Source organism: Modestobacter sp. VKM Ac-2982 (assembly GCF_026967935.1).
Taxonomy (GTDB): Bacteria; Actinomycetota; Actinomycetes; order Mycobacteriales; family Geodermatophilaceae; genus Modestobacter.
Window position 1 is genome coordinate 575351 of sequence record NZ_JAPVBL010000003.1, and the last position, 15344, is coordinate 590694.

The 15344-nt window shown below is 75.3% G+C and carries 10 protein-coding genes; 5 read left to right on the top strand and 5 right to left on the bottom strand.

Annotated features, from left to right (window positions below):
• Positions 1-33: 33 nt before the first annotated feature.
• A complete protein-coding gene (locus O2W20_RS13375; protein ID WP_269172137.1) occupies positions 34-3006 on the top strand; it encodes a helix-turn-helix transcriptional regulator in 2973 nt (990 codons plus the stop codon).
• An 18-nt stretch (positions 3007-3024) separates the two neighbouring features.
• Here the strand turns inward: O2W20_RS13375 and O2W20_RS13380 are convergent, their stop codons facing one another.
• Together O2W20_RS13380 and O2W20_RS13385 are read right to left on the bottom strand one after the other, a co-directional pair.
• On the bottom strand, positions 3025-3381 hold the full coding sequence (locus O2W20_RS13380) for a PspC domain-containing protein (protein WP_269172136.1): 357 nt from the start codon (positions 3379-3381) through the stop codon (positions 3025-3027).
• Between the two features lie 182 nt (positions 3382-3563).
• On the bottom strand, positions 3564-5339 hold the full coding sequence (locus tag O2W20_RS13385) for a DEAD/DEAH box helicase (RefSeq protein WP_269172135.1): 1776 nt from the start codon (positions 5337-5339) through the stop codon (positions 3564-3566).
• Between the two features lie 365 nt (positions 5340-5704).
• On the opposite strand from O2W20_RS13385, the gene O2W20_RS13390 reads away from it, so the two are divergent.
• A complete protein-coding gene (locus O2W20_RS13390) occupies positions 5705-6910 on the top strand; it encodes an aminotransferase-like domain-containing protein (RefSeq protein ID WP_269172134.1) in 1206 nt (401 codons plus the stop codon).
• 136 nt (positions 6911-7046) lie between these two features.
• Here the strand turns inward: O2W20_RS13390 and O2W20_RS13395 are convergent, their stop codons facing one another.
• The 3 genes from O2W20_RS13395 to O2W20_RS13405 form a co-directional block, all read right to left on the bottom strand.
• On the bottom strand, positions 7047-8732 hold the full coding sequence (locus tag O2W20_RS13395) for a DNA repair helicase XPB (RefSeq protein WP_269172133.1): 1686 nt from the start codon (positions 8730-8732) through the stop codon (positions 7047-7049).
• 306 nt (positions 8733-9038) lie between these two features.
• Complete coding sequence (locus tag O2W20_RS13400) at positions 9039-10322, bottom strand: SAM-dependent methyltransferase (protein WP_269172132.1); 1284 nt, start codon at positions 10320-10322, stop codon at positions 9039-9041.
• A 141-nt stretch (positions 10323-10463) separates the two neighbouring features.
• Positions 10464-12722 (bottom strand): helicase C-terminal domain-containing protein, encoded by a 2259-nt coding sequence (locus tag O2W20_RS13405; RefSeq protein WP_269172131.1) that lies wholly within the window; start codon positions 12720-12722, stop codon positions 10464-10466.
• A gap of 66 nt (positions 12723-12788) precedes the next feature.
• Between O2W20_RS13405 and O2W20_RS13410 the strand changes: the two genes are divergently transcribed.
• The 3 genes from O2W20_RS13410 (at position 12789) to O2W20_RS13420 (ending at position 15297) form a co-directional block, all read left to right on the top strand.
• Complete coding sequence (locus O2W20_RS13410; protein ID WP_269172130.1) at positions 12789-13307, top strand: hypothetical protein; 519 nt, start codon at positions 12789-12791, stop codon at positions 13305-13307.
• Positions 13308-13423: 116 nt separating this feature from the next.
• On the top strand, positions 13424-13645 hold the full coding sequence (locus O2W20_RS13415; protein ID WP_036334673.1) for a hypothetical protein: 222 nt from the start codon (positions 13424-13426) through the stop codon (positions 13643-13645).
• A complete protein-coding gene (locus tag O2W20_RS13420; RefSeq protein WP_269172129.1) occupies positions 13642-15297 on the top strand; it encodes an AMP-binding protein in 1656 nt (551 codons plus the stop codon). The genes O2W20_RS13415 and O2W20_RS13420 overlap by 4 nt, the downstream gene beginning before the upstream one ends.
• Positions 15298-15344: the final 47 nt, after the last annotated feature.

Sequence of the window (15344 nt, forward strand, 5' to 3'; positions counted from 1 at the left end):
CCGCTGTCGGTGGGCTCTGCCACCATCGGCGCCGTGCCGCGCTGGGAGGACCCCCCGCTCATCGGCCGGGCCGCGGAACTGGCCCGGCTGATGACGCACGTCGACCAGGCGGTCGAGGGGCGCCCGTCCGCCGTCCTGGTGGCCGGTGACGCCGGGGTCGGCAAGACCCGGCTGCTGGACGAGCTGAGCCGCCAGGCCACCGGGCGCGGTGCACGGGTGCTCACCGGGCACTGCGTGGACCTCGGCGACGTCGGCCTGCCGTACCTGCCCTTCGTCGACCTGCTGCGGCCGGTCGTCGCCGACCCGGAGCTGGCGCCGGTGCTGGCCCGGCACCCGGTGCTGGCCGGCCCGCTAACCGGTGGCCCGGGTGCCGTGGCACCCGACAGCGCCGCGGCCGAGCTGGGCCGGTCCCTGCCCCCGTCGGTGCTCCGCCCGCCGGACGACGACGGCCGGCTCCAGCTGTTCGAGTCGGTGGCCGCCCTGCTCGGTGAGCTGGCCACCCAGCAGCCACTGCTCGTGGTGCTGGAGGACCTGCACTGGGCCGACCGGTCCAGCCGTGACCTGTTGCGCTACCTGCTGGCCCGGCTGGTCGACCGGCAGGTCGGCGAGCCGGTCACCGTCGTCGCCTCCTACCGTGCCGACGACCTGCACCGCCGGCACCCGCTGCGTCCGCTGCTCGCCGAGCTGGTCCGGCTCCCCGGCGTCGAGCGGCTGCAGCTCGACCCGCTGCCGGATCCCGACGTGGAGCAGCTGGTCCGCCGGCTGGCCGCCGACTCCGGGGGGACGTCCGCGGCGACGGTCGAGGACGTCGTCGCCCGGGCCGAGGGCAACGCCTTCTACGCCGAGGAGCTGGTCGCCGCGGGGCGGACCGGTGAGGTCCTCCCGGGTGGGCTGTCCGACGTCCTGCTGGCCCGGGTCGAGCAGGTGAGCCCGGCCGCTCAGCAGGTGCTGCGGGTGGCCGCCGTCGCCGGTCGCCAGGTGCGGCACGAGCTGGTCGCCGCCGTCTCCTGGAAGAGCCCGGAGGAGACGGAGCAGGCGCTGACCGAGGCGGTGCACCACCACCTGCTGGTGGTCTCCGACGACGGCCGTTACCGGTTCCGGCACGCCCTGCTGCGGGAGGCGGTGCTGGCCGACCTGCTGCCCGGGGAGCGGGTGCGGCTGCACGCCGCCGTCGCTGCGCACCTGGCCACCCAGCCGGAGGCGGGGACGGCCGCCGAACGGGCCCACCACCTGCGGGAGAGCAACGACCTCCCCGGTGCGCTCGGCGCGTCCCTGGAGGCGGCGGACGCCGCCCGCCGGGTGGGCGCACCGGCCGAGCAGCTGCAGCACCTGGAGGCGGTGCTCGCGCTGTGGACGGCGGTGCCCGAGGCGGCCGAGCGCGCCGGGCGCCCGCAGTGGGCGGTGCTGCTGGACACCGCGGCGGCGGCCCGCGCGGTCGGGGACCTCCACCGGGCCGTGGCGCTGCTGCGCTCGGCCCAGGAGCTGTTGGGCACCGACGGCGACCCCGAGGCGCGGGCCCGGGTGCACTACACCCTGGCCCAGGTGCTGGGCCGGATCGAGGAGGCGACGGACGCCCACCGGGAGAGCAGTGCGGCGATGCGGCTGGTGCCGGTCCAACCGCCCTCGGTGGTGCGCACCTGGGCGGCGGCGACCCATGCCCGCACCAGCTACAGCCTGGGGCTGGTGGCCGAGGCGGACGCGGCCGCGGAGGAGGCGCTGGCCGCGGCCGACGCCCTCGGCCTGGACAGCGCGTGGGCCGACACCGCCGTCTCGCTGGCCCGGGGGTCGGGCACCGGTGACCGGGCCGCGGTGCGGGCCCGGTTCGCGGAGGCCCGGGCGCGGGCGCAGCGGTCCGGCGACGCCGACGTCGAGATGCGGGTGTGGTTCAGCCAGGCGATCACCGCGCACGACGCCGGGGAGGTCGGGGAGGCGCTGCAGCTCGCCACCGCCGGGCTGGCCCGGGCCCGGGCGCTGGGCGTCGAGTGGTCGTTCTACGGCGCCGAGCTGCGGCACCTGGAGGTGCTGGCCCGGTACGTCCTCGGTGACTGGGACGGCAGCCTGGCCGCCGCCGACGCGCTGGCCCGGGTGCCCGACATGGCCGCCCACGTGCGCGCCGACGGGCTCCTCGTGCTGGTCGGGCGGGGTGACCCGCGGGCCGGAGAGCGGCTGGGCTGGGCGCAGGGTCCGGCCGCCCGCTGGGACAACCACGTGCTGCTGATGCTGGCCACGGTCGCGGCGGAGATCGAGCTGGCCGGCCAGGCCGGGGACGCGGCGACGGCGGGGGAGCGCGCCCGCTGGGCCGATCGCCGGCTGCGGGAGCTGTGGGGGGAGGAGCGGCTCGCCTCGGTGCGGCTGGTGGCCACCGCACTGGCCGCGGTCGCCGACGCGGCCACCTCGGCCCGCCGGGCCGGGGACGAGGCGTCCGTGGCCCGCTGGGGAGCGGAGGCGTCGGAGCTCGCCGAGCTCGGCCGGTCGGCGGCCGGGGTGCCGTACCCGACCGGGATCGAGGCGCGCGCCTGGGGCACGCGGCTGGCGGCCGAACTGGCCCGGGTGCGCGGCGACACCGCGGTGGAGCTCTGGCGGCAGGCGGTCGGGGAGTTCGGCTACGGGCACGTGTACGAGCAAGCCCGCTCCCGGTTCCGGCTGGCCGAGGCACTGCTCGCCCTCGATGACCGGCCTGCCGCGGCGGCCGAGCTGGCGGCCGCGCACGAGGTGGCCGTCCAGCTGGCGGCGGTGCCGTTGCGGACGGCGATCGAGGCGCTGGCCCGCCGGGGGCGGCTGGAGCTCCCCGGGGTGCCGACGGCGGCGACCACCGTCTTCACCCCGCGTGAGACGGAGGTGCTGGCGCTGGTCGCGCGGGGCCGCACCAACCGGCAGATCGGCGCGGAGCTCTTCATCAGCGAGAAGACCGCCAGCGTGCACGTCAGCAACATCCTGGCCAAGCTCGGCGCCTCCGGCCGCACCGAGGCGGTCGCCCTCGCCGCCGCCCGCGGCCTGCTCACCTGACCGGGGCGGCCGTGTCGCTCAGCGAGGCACTGCCGCCGAGGACGTCGTCCTGCCGGTGAAGCGGGCGCGGAGCCGCTCGACCCACTCGTCGAGCACGTTCGTGCGGTCGGCGGGACCCGCGGGCGCGGCCGGCATCAGCAGCCAGAGCACCAGGTAGAGCGCCACCCCCGAGCCACCGGCCAGCGTGAGCGCGGCGAAGCCCGCCCGCCACAGCAGCACGTCGATCCCGGTGTGCCGGGCCAGCCCGCCGGAGACGCCGCCGAGCCAGAGGTCGGTGCGGCTGCGCCGCAACGGCGGGCGGACGGTCTCGGTCCGCGGGGTCTCGGTGTGCGGGGTCTCGGTCTGGACGGTCTCGGTGTGCACGGTCTCGGTCATGACACGAGCCTGCGCCCAGCGGCGTCCCGGCGGCATCGGGGAAGACCCGGATCCGTCCCTGGTCTTGCGCTGAGCCGTCAGTCGGGGTGCCGGCCGGTTGAGTGTGCAGTTGTGGTCGTCGACACGGGTCGACACGCCGGGCCGAGCGACCACAACTGCTCAGTCGAGCGGGGGAGCGCCCCTCAGAGCATGGTGCGGAGGCGCTCGCGGCGGGCGCGGAGGACGTCGACCGACGCCGAGGCCGAGGGCGGGCCGGGCACCGACTGGCGCAGCTGGGTGTGCACCACGGCCTGCGGCTGCGACGTCTTCGCGGCGATGCGGTTGACCAGCCGGTTGATCTCCCGGCGCAGCTCGGCCACGTCGCGCCAGGAGCGGCCGACCTCCTCCTCCTCGGGGTGGTCCTCGACGACCATGAAGTCGTCGTCCCCCCGGGCGTGCGAGGCGGCGATCCGGATCCGCAGCTCGTCGTCCCGCTTGGCCAGCAGCTCGGCGGTCTGGGCGGGGGTCAGCAGCCCGGGGATGCCCAGGAAGTCCTCCGCGTCGGCCTCCAGCGGCACCACCGCGGGGGAGCCCTCGCCGGTGTGCGCCGTCCCGCTGGACAGCAGGTGCGCGAACCGGGCGTCGGCCTCCAGCGCCTCCCACTGCTTCATCTCGCCCTCGCGAGGCTCCCGCGGCGGCAGGTCGAGCGCCTCCAGCTCCTCGTCGGGCTGGCTCTTCGGCGGCGGCATGACGTGGTTGCGCTGCTCCTCCATCGACGCGGCCAGCGACAGCAGTGGGCGCACGGCGGGGAGGAAGACGGTCGCCGACTCGTGCGGCGCCCGGGCGCGCACGACGCGGCCGACGGCCTGGGCGAAGAACAGCGGCGTCCGGTAGGAGGTCATCCAGGCCAGGACGGCGGCGCGCGGGACGTCGACGCCCTCGGAGACCATCCGCACACAGACCGCGATCCGGGCGCCGCCCTTGTTGAACTTCTCGATCTTCTTCGACGCCTTGGGGTCGTCGGAGAGGATGAGCTCCGGCGCCTTGCCGGTCACCCGGCGGACGATCTTGGCGTACTCGCGGGCGTCGTCCTGGTCGCTGGCCAGCACCAGCCCGGCGGCGTCGGGCATGCCGCCCTCCTCGCGGAGGTGGGTGATCCGGTCGTCCATCGCGGCGATCACGTGCGGCACCCACTGGCCCTTGGGGTCCAGCGCGGTGCGCCACGCCTGCATCTCCACCGAGCGGGTGCCGGCCTCGCTCAGCGACGCGGCGACGACCTCGCCGGCGGAGTTCCGCCACCTGGACGTGCCCGTGTAGGCGGCGAAGACGACGGGGCGGACGACGCTGTCGGCCAGCGCCTCCTTGTAGCCGTAGGTGAAGTCGGCCGTCGACATCAGGCCGCCCTGGCCCTCGAACCCGTCCTCCACGTACTTCACGAAGGGGATGCGCTCATCGGCCTTGGTGCGGAACGGCGTCCCGGTCAGGCACAGCCGGCGGGCCGCGCGGCCGTAGGCCTCCTCGACCGCCTCGCCCCAGGACAGGCCGTCACCGGCGTGGTGCACCTCGTCCAGGATCACCAGCGTCTTGACCGTGGTGGCCCGCGCCGCGTGCAGCATCGGCTTGCCGGCCACCTGGGCGTAGGTGGTCACGTAGCCCTGCGTGCCGGCGCGCACCGGGCCGACGGCGTTGGTCAGGTTCGGGTCGAGGGCGATGCCCATCGCGTCGGCGGCGTCGGCCCACTGCATGCGCAGGTGGTCGGTCGGGCAGACCACGATCACCCGGGCGACCTCGCGCTTGGCGAGCAGCCGGGCGGCCAGGGTCAGCGCGAAGGTGGTCTTCCCGGCACCCGGGGTCGCGGTGACCAGGAAGTCCTTCGGGGACTCCTCCTCGTACTTGCCGAGGGCCGCCTGCTGCCAGGCCCGGAGCGGTCGGCTGTTCGTCTGCGGGGCCCGGGCCGCCGCCTGTGTCGCAGTCGCCATGTCGGGGTCCATTCTGGTCGGCGGGGGAGCAACACGCCCAACCGGGTGCCTCCAGCGCGCCCCTTCCGGCAGGGCGTATGGGGCCGGGTCGTCACGCCGCTGAGCTGGCCGTTCGCCGTCCGGCCGCGCTGACTGTGGGCCTCGTCATGCTCGGGTCGGACCGGCCCGTCACGCCCCACCGGTCCCGCCGCTCCCCACCGTCCCGGCGGGCGCTGGCGGGCGCCGGCAGTGACGTCGGCGCGCGGGGCGTCGTAAGGTGGAGGTGGCCCCTTGACCAGGAGGCCCCTCGGCGCGGACCCGGGCGGGACACCCCCCGCCCCCCAGCGCCGCCTTCCGCTCACTGCGCCGTGCCTCCTGGAGCCCTCGTGTCTGCTGCCGTCCTCGCCCCGCCCACCCCCGCGCTCGCCCAGCGGCTGACCGGGGTCGCCAGTTCCCCGGTCCGCGAGCTGCTGGCCCTGCTCGACCGCCCGCAGGTCATCTCCTTCGCCGGTGGTCTGCCCGCCCCCGAGCTGTTCGACCTGGACGGCGTCCGCGCCGCCTACGACGCCGTGCTCTGGAGCCCGAACGCCCGCCGCGCCCTGCAGTACGCCCCGACCGAGGGCGACCGCGGCCTGCGGGCCCGGGTCGCCGGCCGGCTGACCGCGCGCGGCATGTTCAGCTCCGTCGACGACCTGCTGGTCACCTCGGGCTCGCAGCAGGCCCTCACCCTGTTGGCGACCGCACTGGTCGACCCGGGGGCGGTCGTGCTGGTCGAGGACCCGACGTACCTGGCCGCCCTGCAGTGCTTCCAGCTGGCCGGCGCCCGCGTCGTCCCGGTGGCCACCGACGGGGACGGCATGGACCCGGAGGCGCTGGAGGAAGCGATCCGGCGGGAACGGCCGGCGCTGGTCTACCTGGTCCCGACGTTCGCCAACCCGACCGGCCGGACCATGCCCGCCGACCGTCGCGCCGAGGTCGTGGCGCTCACTGAGCGCCACGGGGTCTGGCTGGTCGAGGACGACCCCTACGGGGACCTGCGGTACCGGGGCGCCGACGTCGCGCCGCTGGCCGCCCAGCCGGGTGCCGACGGCCACGTCGTCCATGTCGGGAGCTTCTCCAAGATCGCCGCCCCCGGGCTGCGGCTGGGCTGGCTGCGTGCGCCGTCCCGGCTGCTGCCGGCGCTGACCGTCGCCAAGCAGGCGGCCGACCTGCACACCTCGACGATCGACCAGGCGGCCGCGGCGGCGTGGTTCGGCGCGGCCGACGTCGAGACCCACCTCGCCCGGCTTCGGACGGCCTACCGGCGGCGGCGGGACGCGATGGTCGACGCGCTGCCGGCGGCCCTGCCGGCCGGCAGCACCTGGACCGAGCCGGACGGCGGCATGTTCGTCTGGGTCCGGCTGCCCCGTGGCGTGGACACCGCCGAGCTGCTGCCCCGGGCGCTCGCCGCCGACGTCGCGTTCGTGCCGGGGGCCGCGTTCTACGCCGGCGTCCCCGACCGAGCCACGCTGCGGCTGTCGTTCACCACGCACACCCCCGAGCGGATCGCCGAGGGCATGACCCGGCTGGGCACCGTCCTGCGCGGCTGCTGAGGCTCGCGGCCAACGAGGAACGCCCCGTTGCTGGGTCCCGTGGCGGGGTCCCGGCAACGGGGCGTTCCTCGATGCGGCCCCCTCGCAAGGGCCCGGTCCGAGCGGAGCGAGGGCTGGGGGGCGAGGGGGTCCTTCCTCAGTCGGCGGGCTCGTCGACCCAGTCGGGGCCGTTGACCTCGCCCGGGCCGGCCAGGTCGGCGGCGTCCACGATCGTGTACGCGTAGCCCTGCTCGGCCAGGAAGCGCTGCCGGTGGGCGGCGTACTCGCTGTCCAGGGTGTCCCGGCTGACCACGGTGTAGAAGTGCGCCTGCCGGCCGTCGGCCTTGGGACGCAGCACCCGGCCGAGCCGCTGGGCCTCCTCCTGCCGGGAGCCGAACGTCCCCGACACCTGCACCGCGACCGCGGCCTCGGGCAGGTCGATGGAGAAGTTCGCCACCTTGGAGACGACGAGGGTGCGGATCTCGCCGGTGCGGAAGGCCTGGAACAGCCGCTCCCGCTCCTTGTTCGTCGTCGACCCCTGGATCACCGGGGCGTCGAGGGCAGCGCCCAGCTCCTCCAGCTGGTCCAGGTAGGCGCCGATCACCAGGGACGGCTCGTCGGGGTGTCGCTCCAGCACCCGGCGGATCACCGGCAGCTTCGACTGGGCGGTCGCCGCGATCCGGTAGCGCTCCTCCGGCTCGGCGACCGCGTAGGTCATCCGCTCCTCGTCGTCCAGGCTGACCCGCACCTCGACGCACTCGGCCGGCGCGATGTGCCCCTGCGCCTCGATGTCCCGCCACGGGGCGTCGTAGCGCTTCGGCCCGATCAGGGAGAAGACGTCGTCCTCCCGCCCGTCCTCGCGCACCAGCGTCGCGGTGAGCCCCAGCCGGCGACGCGACTGCAGGTCGGCGGTGAGCCGGAAGATCGGCGCCGGGAGCAGGTGCACCTCGTCGTAGATGATCAGGCCCCAGTCCTGGGCGTCGAAGAGGTCAAGGTGCCGGTACTCGCCCTTCCGGCGGGTGGTGATCACCTGGTAGGTCGCGATGGTGACCGGCCGGATCTCCTTGCGCTCCCCGGAGTACTCGCCGATCTCCTCCTCGGTCAGCGTGGTGCGGGCGATGAGCTCGCGCTTCCACTGCCGCCCGGAGACGGTGTTGGTGACCAGGATCAGCGTGGTCGCCTTGGCCTCGGCCATCGCCGCGGCGCCGACCAGCGTCTTCCCGGCACCACAGGGCAGCACGACGACACCCGAGCCGCCGGCCCAGAAGCCGTCCACGGCCTGCTGCTGGTAGTCGCGCAGGTGCCAGTCGGACTGGTCGAGCTCGATCGGGTGGGCCTGCCCGTCGACGTAGCCGGCGAGGTCCTCGGCCGGCCAGCCGATCTTCAGCAGCGCCTGCTTGAGCCGACCGCGCTCGGAGGGGTGGACGACGACCGAGTCGGCGTCGATGCGCGCGCCGAGCATCGGGGCCACCCGCTTGCTGCGGACGACCTCCTCCAGCACGGCCTTGTCGGTGGTGGTCAGCGTCAGCCCGTGCACCGGGTGGTTGGCCAGGGTCAGCCGGCCGTAGCGGTCCATCGTGTCGGCGATGTCGACCAGCAGGGCGTGCGGCACCGGGTAGCGCGAGTACCGGACGAGCGCGTCGACGACCTGCTCGGCGTCGTGGCCGGCGGCGCGCGCGTTCCACAGCGCCAGCGGGGTGACCCGGTAGGTGTGCACGTGCTCGGGGGAGCGCTCCAGCTCGGCGAACGGGGCGATCGCGGCCCGGCACTCCTTGGACGACGGGTGGTCGACCTCGAGCAGCAGGGTCTTGTCCGACTGGACGATCAGGGGGCCGTCACTCACTTGAGCTCCTCGCTGGCGCTCGTCGTCCGCGTTCGCGGCACTGCTGTGCTTGTCGCTGAGCTCGCGAGCTCGCTCACGGGTGCGCATCCTCTGTTCGGGGCTCCGGCGCAGACGGGCGCGCCGGACTGTCCACGGTAACGCCGCAGGACGACGTCCCCTTCCGGACGGCGGTGTGCAGCCGACCTCAGGGCGTCGGCAGCGGGGCCGCGAGCCGGAGGTTGAGCCGCCGGCCCGACCGTCGAGCCGCGGCTCGGCGTGGCTCAACGGTCGGTGGCGCGGCTCAACCGCCGGCAAGGAGGAGCCGGGTCAGGTCCAGGCGGTGCGGCGAAGCGGCGGCTGCTCGCCGCCGGTCTTCTGCAGCAGCACCTGGTTGACGCCCATGTCGCCGGCCTCGAAGGCGAGCGCGCAGGCGGCCATGTAGAGCCGCCACACCCGCGCTCGGCCCTCGCTGGAGGCGGCGACGGCGGCGTGCCAGTTCTGCTCCAGCAGCTGCACCCAGGCGCGGAGGGTGAGCGCGTAGTGCTGGCGCAGCGCCTCGACGTCGAGCACCTCGAGGTCGGCGGACTCCAGCAGGCCGACCGTCTCGCCCAGCCCCAGCAGCTCCCCGTCGGGGAAGACGTACCGGGAGATGAAGCTGTCCGGGTCCGTGGTGGCGGTGCCGTCGTTCCAGTTGATCGCGTGGTTGAGCAGCCGGCCGCCGGGGCGCAGCAGGGCGCGCAGCTGGGCGGCGTACTCGGGCATCTGCGCCCGGCCCACGTGCTCGGCCATGCCGATCGAGCTGATCGCGTCGAACGGCTCGTCGTCCACGGCCCGGTAGTCCTGCACCCGGATGTCGATCCGGTCGGTCAGGCCGGCCTCGGCGACCCGCTTGCGGGCCATCCGGGCCTGTTCCTCCGACAGCGTGATCCCCACGACCTCGGCGCCGTACCGCTGGGCGGCGTGGATGGCCATCGAGCCCCAGCCGCAGCCGATGTCCAGCAGGCGTGCGCCCTCGGTGAGGCCCAGCTTGCGGCAGACCAGGTCGAGCTTGGCCTCCTGAGCGGCGTCCAGGCCGGTCTCCGGGGTCTCCCAGACGGCGCAGGAGTAGACCATCGAGGGGCCCAGGACGAGGGAGTAGAAGTCGTTGCCCACGTCGTAGTGGTGGGAGATCGCCGCCGCGTCGCGGGACCGGGAGTGCCGCCGGCCGGCCCGACCAAGGTCGATCTCCTCGGCCGGCGGGGCCGGCTCGGGGCCGATGGCCCCCAACTGTAGCGCGGTGCCGAGCAGTCCGAGCCGCTCGCGCCAGGTGGGCGGGGCCATCGGACCGGTCTCGGCCAGCCGGCCGGCCGAGCGCAGGGCGGCGAAGGTGGCGAAGACGTCGCCCTCGATGTCGATGTCCCCGGCGACGTAGCCACGCGCCAGGCCCAGCTGGCCGGGCGACCAGACCAGCCGGCGCAGCGCCCGCCGGGAGCGGATCGCCAGCACCGGTGCGCCGGGCGGCCCGGCCAGGGAACCGTCCCAGCCGCGCAGGCGCAGGGGCGGCTGCGCCGTCCCCAGCACCGCCCCCAGTGCCGCTGCCAGCCGATCGGCCACCGTTCGCTGCCTCGTCATCTCCACGCTCCTCGACCCTGGCGGCAACCAGCGGAGGTCCGGGATCTGCTGCCCGGCCGCTGGTTGCACACGCCAACCGATCCGCGCAACGCCGGGCGGATGCTTGATCATCCCGGACTCACCCGATCAAGGGAACAGAGATCAGGACGGCGCGGCGGCGTCCTCGGCATCGGCCAGGGCGACCGAGGTGATCCGGTGGACGGCGAAGGTGCGGCTCTCCCCGCGCCCCTCGTCGAACCCCTGCAGGAAGCCACCGGCCAGCGAGACCGGCTGGACGATCCGCTGGCTGCCGCTGCCCTGGGCGTCGACGTAGCCGAGCCAGACCGGCACGCCCTGGCGCACCGCCCGGCTCAGCAGCTCCAGCGTGCTCGCGGTCGTCACCCCGGGCACCTGACGCGCCGGATCGGTGCGGCGGGCGGCGAGGGCGCTGTCCCCGGCCCGGATCTCCCGCACGGTCGCCGCGACGTCGTCGGGTGCGAGCGGGCGGGGGGCGATCGCCGCAGCCGCACCGGGACGGCGACCGGCCGCCCGCGGTGGGGCCTTCGGCCGGGTCAGCACCGCGCCACCGGAGGACTCCCCGGCCGGCGCGTACCCCGCCGTCCGCAGCACGGTGAGCACCTCGTCGGCCCCGAGCCCGCTGACCAGCACCCCCGGGGCCAGCCGGCGCAGCTCCGCACCCGCCGTCCGCCGGTCGCTGAGCACCTGGGAGACCAGGCCGTGGTCGTCGGAGCGGACGTAGCACTCGATCGCGCCCACCCGCAGCCGGCCGTGCTGGCGGGCCACGTCGTCGATCAGGAACTCCAGCGCCTGCGGCACCGGCGTGCGGGAGGCCCGGGTGAAGAAGTCGTGCAGCTCGCCGGCCGACCAGCCGGCGTCCAGCGCCCGCCGGATGCTCCCGTCGGAGACGCGGTAGACCGTGGCCCCGCCCGAGGACTCGACGTCGGCGACGACGGCGAGCGTGCCGGCCAGGTCGGCCACCAGTGGCCCGGGGGCGATCAGCGACAGGTCGGGCTGGGCGAGCACGTGGTCGACCGGGGCCGGCAGCAGGCCGCGCATCGCGTCCGCGGCGTCGTCCTCCCCGCCGGTCAGCAGGCCGCGCCCGCCACTGCTCAGCACGCCGCCGACCAGCACCCCCAGCCGCTCGGCCTCGGCGAGCAGGTCGGGGACCGGGGCCAGTCGGTCGGCCCGCCGCGGGGTGCGCCAGCGCAGCAGCGCCACCAGCTCCGGTGAGGTGAGGCCCTGCCCGGGCGGGAACTCGGCCAACACGCGCAGCGCCGAGCGCCGCAGCGTGGGTGCGGTCTGCCGGACGACGTCGGGGGAGAGCACGTTGACCGCCTTGCCGGCCGCGTCGCGCTGGCCCACCAGCGAGATCAGCCGGACGCTGGTCAGCCAGCCGGCGGCCAGCAGCGCCCACCGGTCGGCGAGGTCCTGCTCCCGCCACGCGTCGTACCCGCGGGTGGGAAGCCACTCGTCGCGCTGCGCGCCACCGACGTCCAGCAGACCGGCGGCGTGCGCGACCTCGACCAGGAAGGCGAGGTCGGCCTCCCCGATGCGCAGCTCCTTGGCCAGCCGCTTCTGGTCCCGCACGCCCAGCCCGCCGCTGCGCAGCAGCCCGGCCGGCTCCTCCTCCAGCGCGGTGAGCACGTCGTTCACCCGGCTGAGCACCTCGAGCGCGGCACCCGCGGCCTGCCGGTCGGCGATCGCCGGGTCGCGCTCGCTGACCTCCGGCTCGGGCCGCAGCCGCGGCGGGCCGAGCGGGCGGTCGCCGCGCAGCGCCAGGCCGATCTCGCGGGGCAGCTCCACGTTCACCGCGTCGATGCGGGCGAGCAGCCCGGCCTGCAGCAGCCGGCGGGCCGGGCTCAGCGACCCGGCGGTGGTGTCGGGGAGGTGGCCGACCGGGCGGTCGCCGGCCAGCCGATCGAGCACCGTGCGCTCGTCGGCGGCCAGGTCGGCCAGCGTGCCGGGCAGGTCGCGGGGGAGGGGGACCCGGAGGTCGGTGGCCCGGCGGCCGAGCCCGGCGGGGTAGCGGACCGCCCGGCGCACCGGCTCGGGCGCGTGCAGGTCGTCGTCGCCCCAGAGCAGCGCCCGGGTGGTCAGCGTCTCGACCGCGGCGTCGACCACCTCGGCCGGGACGCCGGGCAGCAGCCCGGGCAGCTCGGTGCGCGGGACGCCGTCGGTGGGGGAGAGCAGCACCGCGTCCAGCACCTGCAGGGTCGCCGCGTCCAGCTCGTCGAGCGCACGGTCGACCGAGACGGGCACCGCGAGCCGGGTCGCCAGCCCGACCACGTCGGAGGGCGCCGGGCGTGCGACGTCGGGCCGGGCCACCAGGAGGGCGCCCAGCTGCTCGTCGGTGCGGGTGCGCAGCCAGGCGGCGAGCGTGGCGGGCTGGTCCGGGGGCATCCGTTCCACGCTACGTCGAGGGCCGGCGTGCCTGCTCGGGCGGCCGGGCTCTGTCACCATCCCGGGGTGCCCGCCCTCGACGACCCGCAGACCCGCACCGACCTGGCCGCGCTCCGGGCCGGCGCACTGCGCTGGCTGGTCGGCGGCCTGGTCGCCGTCGTCCTGGGGTGGCTGCTGGGGGCCGCCGTCGTCCGGATCACCGCCGACGGCGGTGCTCGGCCACCGTTCGCCGGCCTGATGGCCGTGCTGCTCGTCGTGGGCGGGGTCGTCGTGGCCGTCATCGGGCTGGGCGCCTGGCTGCGCGCCCGCCGCTGGACCGCCGCCCTGGCCCGCGAGCCGTGGCAGCACGGGCGGTTGCGGATCGCCGGTCCGGCGCTGCTGCAGGTCGAGCCGGCCGGGTACGACGAGCTGACCGACGAGCCGCTGCGGCTGCAGCTGGTGTCCACGGCCGTCTGGCGCACCCGTGCGGTGCAGCGGCTGGACGGCGCCGAGGTGCGCTACGCCGAGGCCTCCCCGCGGGAGTGGCTGTTGACCGCGGACGGCGCCGGCACGGTCTACGGCGCCCGGCGGGCCGACCGGCGGTGACCCCTCCCAGCGACACGGTGACCCCGTGGCGTGCGTGAGTCGGGTGTCACACGGGAAGATGGCGGACGAGACACCCGGGCAGCACTCCCTGGCCCGGCAGAGCAACTGGAGGCGTCATGTCCAAGCGCAAGGCGAAGCACGCTCACCTGGTCGAGCCCACCTGGGGGCAGTCGAGCGGCGACGGTCCGCCGGTGACCGAGCTGGTCAGCGAGATGGCCGGTGGCCTCTCGCCGTTCGGTGAGGACCACGCCTTCCCGCTCCCGCCGGAGCGGCTGCGCTACGCCCACCCGGTCGACAAGCCCAACCGGGCCGGCCTGATGGCGGGCGAGGGCAGGTGACGGCGCCCGCGCTGCCGTCCTACAGCAGCGGCACCTCCACGGTGCCCCTGCTGGGCGACACGATCGGGGGCGACCTCGACCGGACGGCAGCGCGGGTGGGCGACCACGAGGCGCTCGTCGAGTGCGCCACGGGCCGCCGCTGGACCTATCCCGAGCTGGTCGCCGACGTCGACGCCTGCGCGCTCGGCCTGGACGCCCTCGGCGTGCAGAAGGGCGACCGGGTCGGCATCTGGGCGCCGAACTGCGCCGAGTGGGTCTTCGTGCAGTACGGGACGGCGAAGCTCGGCGCCGTCCTGGTCAACATCAACCCCGCCTACCGCACCCACGAGCTGTCCTACGTGCTGCGCCAGTCGGGCATCTCGGTCCTGGTGGCCGCGCCGGAGTTCAAGGGCAGCGACTACCGCGCGATGGTCGACGAGGTCCGCGTGGACTGCCCCGCGCTGCGCGAGGTCGTCTTCCTCGGTGACCCGCAGTGGCAGCAGCTGCTGGACACCGGACGGGCGGGCGACCGCGCCCGGCTCGTCGAGCGGGCGGCGCAGCTCTCACCGGACGACCCGATCAACATCCAGTACACCTCCGGGACGACGGGCTTCCCCAAGGGCGCCACGCTCACCCACCACAACCTGCTCAACAACGGGTTCTTCGTGGGCGAGGGCTGCGGCTACACCGAGGCCGACCGGGTCTGCATCCCGGTGCCCTACTACCACTGCTTCGGCATGGGGATGGGCAACCTCGGCTGCACCTCGCACGGGGCGACGATGGTCATCCCGGCACCCGGGTTCGACCCCGCGGCGACCCTGCGCGCGGTGCAGGAGGAGCGGTGCACGTCGCTCTACGGCGTCCCCACCATGTTCATCGCCGAGCTGGCGCTGCCGGACTTCGCCTCCTACGACCTGTCCAGCCTGCGCACCGGGATCATGGCCGGCTCGCCGTGCCCGGTGGAGGTGATGAAGCGGGTGGTCGACGAGATGGGGATGGCCGAGGTGACCATCTGCTACGGCATGACCGAGACCTCGCCGGTGTCCACCCAGACCGGCGCCGCGGACGACCTCGACCGGCGGACGTCGACCGTCGGGCGGGTGCACCCGCACCTGGAGGTCAAGGTGGTCGACCCCCGGACCGGGCTGACCGTCCCGCGCGGGGAGACCGGCGAGTTCTGCACCCGCGGCTACTCGGTGATGCTGGGCTACTGGGGCGAGCCGGAGAAGACCGCCGAGGTGCTGGACGCCGCCCGGTGGATGCACACCGGCGACCTCGCCGTGATGGACGACGCCGGCTATCTCAACATCGTCGGCCGGATCAAGGACATGGTCATCCGCGGCGGGGAGAACGTGTACCCGCGCGAGATCGAGGAGTTCCTCTTCACCCACCCCGACGTCGTCGAGGCCCAGGTGATCGGCGTCCCGGACGCGCGGTTCGGCGAGGAGCTGATGGCCTGGGTGCGGCTGCGCCCCGGGGCGGAGCCGCTCACCGCGGAGGGGCTGCGGGCCTTCTGCGCCGGCAAGCTGGCCCACTACAAGGTGCCCCGGTACGTGAAGGTCGTCGACGCGTTCCCGATGACGGTGACCGGCAAGGTGCGCAAGGTCGAGATGCGCGAGGTGTCGATCGAGGATCTGGGCCTGCAGGCGGAAGCCGCGCACCGCTTCGCGTGAACCGCTGGCCGGCCCGGAGAGCAGTGGCTGCGGGGTGGCCGACCGTG